Raw genomic sequence first — 3,090 nt, forward strand, 5'->3', positions numbered from 1 at the left:
AAAGTTCATTGACATATTGAGATAAGAAAATAATAAGAAAGTAGAAAGCGTTTTTTACAATTCTATTGTAAAAAACAAAACAAAACGGATCATATTGATTTATGATTTGGTACAATAAGCAAAATAAGGGCGTATGGGGAATGCCTAGGCTCTCAGAGGCGATGAAGGACGTGATAAGCTGCGAAAAGCTGCGGGGACTGGCACACACAGATTGATCCGCAGATATCCGAATGGGGCAACCCGCTATATTGAAGATATAGCACACCGATAGGTGGGCAAACCCGCTGAACTGAAACATCTAAGTAGGCGGAGGAGAAGAAAACAAAAGTGATTCCGTAAGTAGTGGCGAGCGAACGCGGATTAGCCCAAACCAGGATTGTTACGGCATTGCTGGGGTTGTAGGACCGCGATATTTCTTGCATGAAGAATTAGAATCTGCTGGAAAGCAGAGCCATAGAGAGTGATAGCCTCGTATAAGCAATGAATGTAAAGGATAGCGGTATCCTGAGTAGGGCGGGGCACGTGAAACCCTGTCTGAATTTGGCGGGACCATCCGCTAAGGCTAAATACTCCTGAGAGACCGATAGTGAACCAGTACCGTGAGGGAAAGGTGAAAAGAACCGTGAATAACGGAGTGAAATAGATCCTGAAACCATACGCCTACAAGCGGTCGGAGCCCTTTCGTGGGGTGACGGCGTGCCTTTTGCATAATGAGCCTACGAGTTAACGCTGCTGGCAAGGATAAGTGGTTAAGCCATGGATCCGCAGCGAAAGCGAGTCTGAATAGGGCGCTTTAGTCAGTAGTGTTAGACGCGAAACCGTGTGATCTACCCATGGGCAGGTTGAAGCTGTGGTAACACACAGTGGAGGACCGAACCGGTTGACGTTGAAAAGTCTTCGGATGACCTGTGGGTAGGGGTGAAAGGCCAATCAAACTCGGAAATAGCTCGTACTCCCCGAAATGCATTTAGGTGCAGCGTTATTTTAGTTATACAGAGGTAGAGCTACTGATTGGATGCGGGGGCTTCACCGCCTACCAATTCCTGACAAACTCCGAATGCTGTATAATGATTGATAGCAGTGAGGGCTTGGGTGCTAAGGTCCAAGTCCGAGAGGGAAAGAACCCAGACCATCAGCTAAGGTCCCCAAATATATGCTAAGTTGAAAGAACGAGGTTTGTCTGCCCAGACAGCTAGGATGTTGGCTTGGAAGCAGCCATTCATTTAAAGAGTGCGTAACAGCTCACTAGTCGAGCGGACGAGCATGGATAATAATCGGGCATAAGCATATTACCGAAGCTATGGATTTGCAATTTATTGCAAGTGGTAGGGGAGCATTCTGACAGGGCAGAAGGTGTATCGTAAGGTATGCTGGACCGGTCAGAAAAGAAAATGTAGGCATAAGTAACGATAATGCGGGCGAGAAACCCGCACACCGAAAAACTAAGGTTTCCACAGCTATGCTAATCAGCTGTGGGTTAGTCTGGACCTAAGGCGAACCCGAAAGGGACAGTCGATGGCCAACGGGTTAATATTCCCGTACTTCTTATTGCTGTGATGGGGTGACGGAGTGATGAAAGCGCCGCGAACTGACGGAATAGTTCGTTAAAGCACCTAGCTATAGGGTCTCTAGGCAAATCCGGAGATCTTGGTGAAATGCGATAGTACTCGGAGTCTTCGGACAAAGAGATAGTGCGCCTAAGGGCTTCCAAGAAAAACCTCTAAACTTCAGGCAATGAGAACCAGTACCGTAAACCGACACAGGTAGTTGAGGAGAGAATCCTAAGGTGCTCGAGAGATTCATGGCTAAGGAATTAGGCAAAATAGACCTGTAACTTCGGGAGAAAGGTCGCCCCGAGCAATCGGGGCCGCAGTGAAGAGGTCCAGGCGACTGTTTATCAAAAACACAGGGCTCTGCAAAATCGTAAGATGAAGTATAGGGCCTGACACCTGCCCGGTGCTGGAAGGTTAAGAGGAGATGTTATCTTCGGAGAAGCATTGAATTGAAGCCCCAGTAAACGGCGGCCGTAACTATAACGGTCCTAAGGTAGCGAAATTCCTTGTCGGGTAAGTTCCGACCTGCACGAATGGTGTAACGATCTGGACACTGTCTCAGCCATGAGCTCGGTGAAATTGTAGTAACGGTGAAGATGCCGTTTACCCGCAGTGGGACGAAAAGACCCTGTGCACCTTTACTATAGCTTAGTATTGACCTTGGATAAATGATGTGTAGGATAGGTTGGAGACTGTGAAGCGGCGTCGCCAGGCGCTGTGGAGTCATTGTTGAAATACAACCCTTTGTTTATCTGAGGCCTAACCCCGCAATGTGGGGGACAGTGCTTGGTGGGTAGTTTGACTGGGGTGGTCGCCTCCAAAAGAGTAACGGAGGCTTCTAAAGGTTCCCTCAGTACGCTTGGTAACCGTGCGTAGAGTGCAATGGCATAAGGGAGCTTGACTGAGAGACATACAGGTCGATCAGGTACGAAAGTAGAGCATAGTGATCCGGTGGTTCCGCATGGAAGGGCCATCGCTCAAAGGATAAAAGGTACGCCGGGGATAACAGGCTGATCTCCCCCAAGAGCTCATATCGACGGGGGGGTTTGGCACCTCGATGTCGGCTCGTCACATCCTGGGGCTGGAGAAGGTCCCAAGGGTTGGGCTGTTCGCCCATTAAAGTGGCACGCGAGCTGGGTTCAGAACGTCGTGAGACAGTTCGGTCTCTATCTACTGCGGGCGTTAGAAATTTGAGTGGATCTGATTCTAGTACGAGAGGACCGAATTGGACTAACCTCTAGTGTATCTGTTGTCCCGCCAGGGGCACCGCAGAGTAGCTACGTTGGGAAGGGATAAGCGCTGAAAGCATATAAGCGCGAAACCCACCACAAGATGAGATTTCTTTTAAGGATCGTGGAAGATGACCACGTTGATAGGCTACAGATGTAAAGGCAGTAATGTCATAGTCGAGTAGTACTAATAATCCGTAAGCTTATGTACGCCCTTTTCCTCCCGAGCAATCGGGAGGAAGGAACTTTCTAAAATATTCTTCTTTTCTTTATCTCAGTATGTTAAAATATTATTTAATTGATAATTA

Annotated in this window: 1 rRNA gene; it reads left to right on the forward strand. The window is 48.1% G+C overall.

The window, feature by feature from the left end:
• The first annotated feature begins 112 nt into the window (after positions 1-112).
• A 23S ribosomal RNA gene (locus AAYQ05_RS21825) occupies positions 113-2,993 on the forward strand.
• The last annotated feature ends 97 nt before the right edge of the window (positions 2,994-3,090 follow it).

The organism is Flavobacterium movens, assembly GCF_039581425.1.
GTDB lineage: Bacteria > Bacteroidota > Bacteroidia > Flavobacteriales > Flavobacteriaceae > Flavobacterium > Flavobacterium luteolum.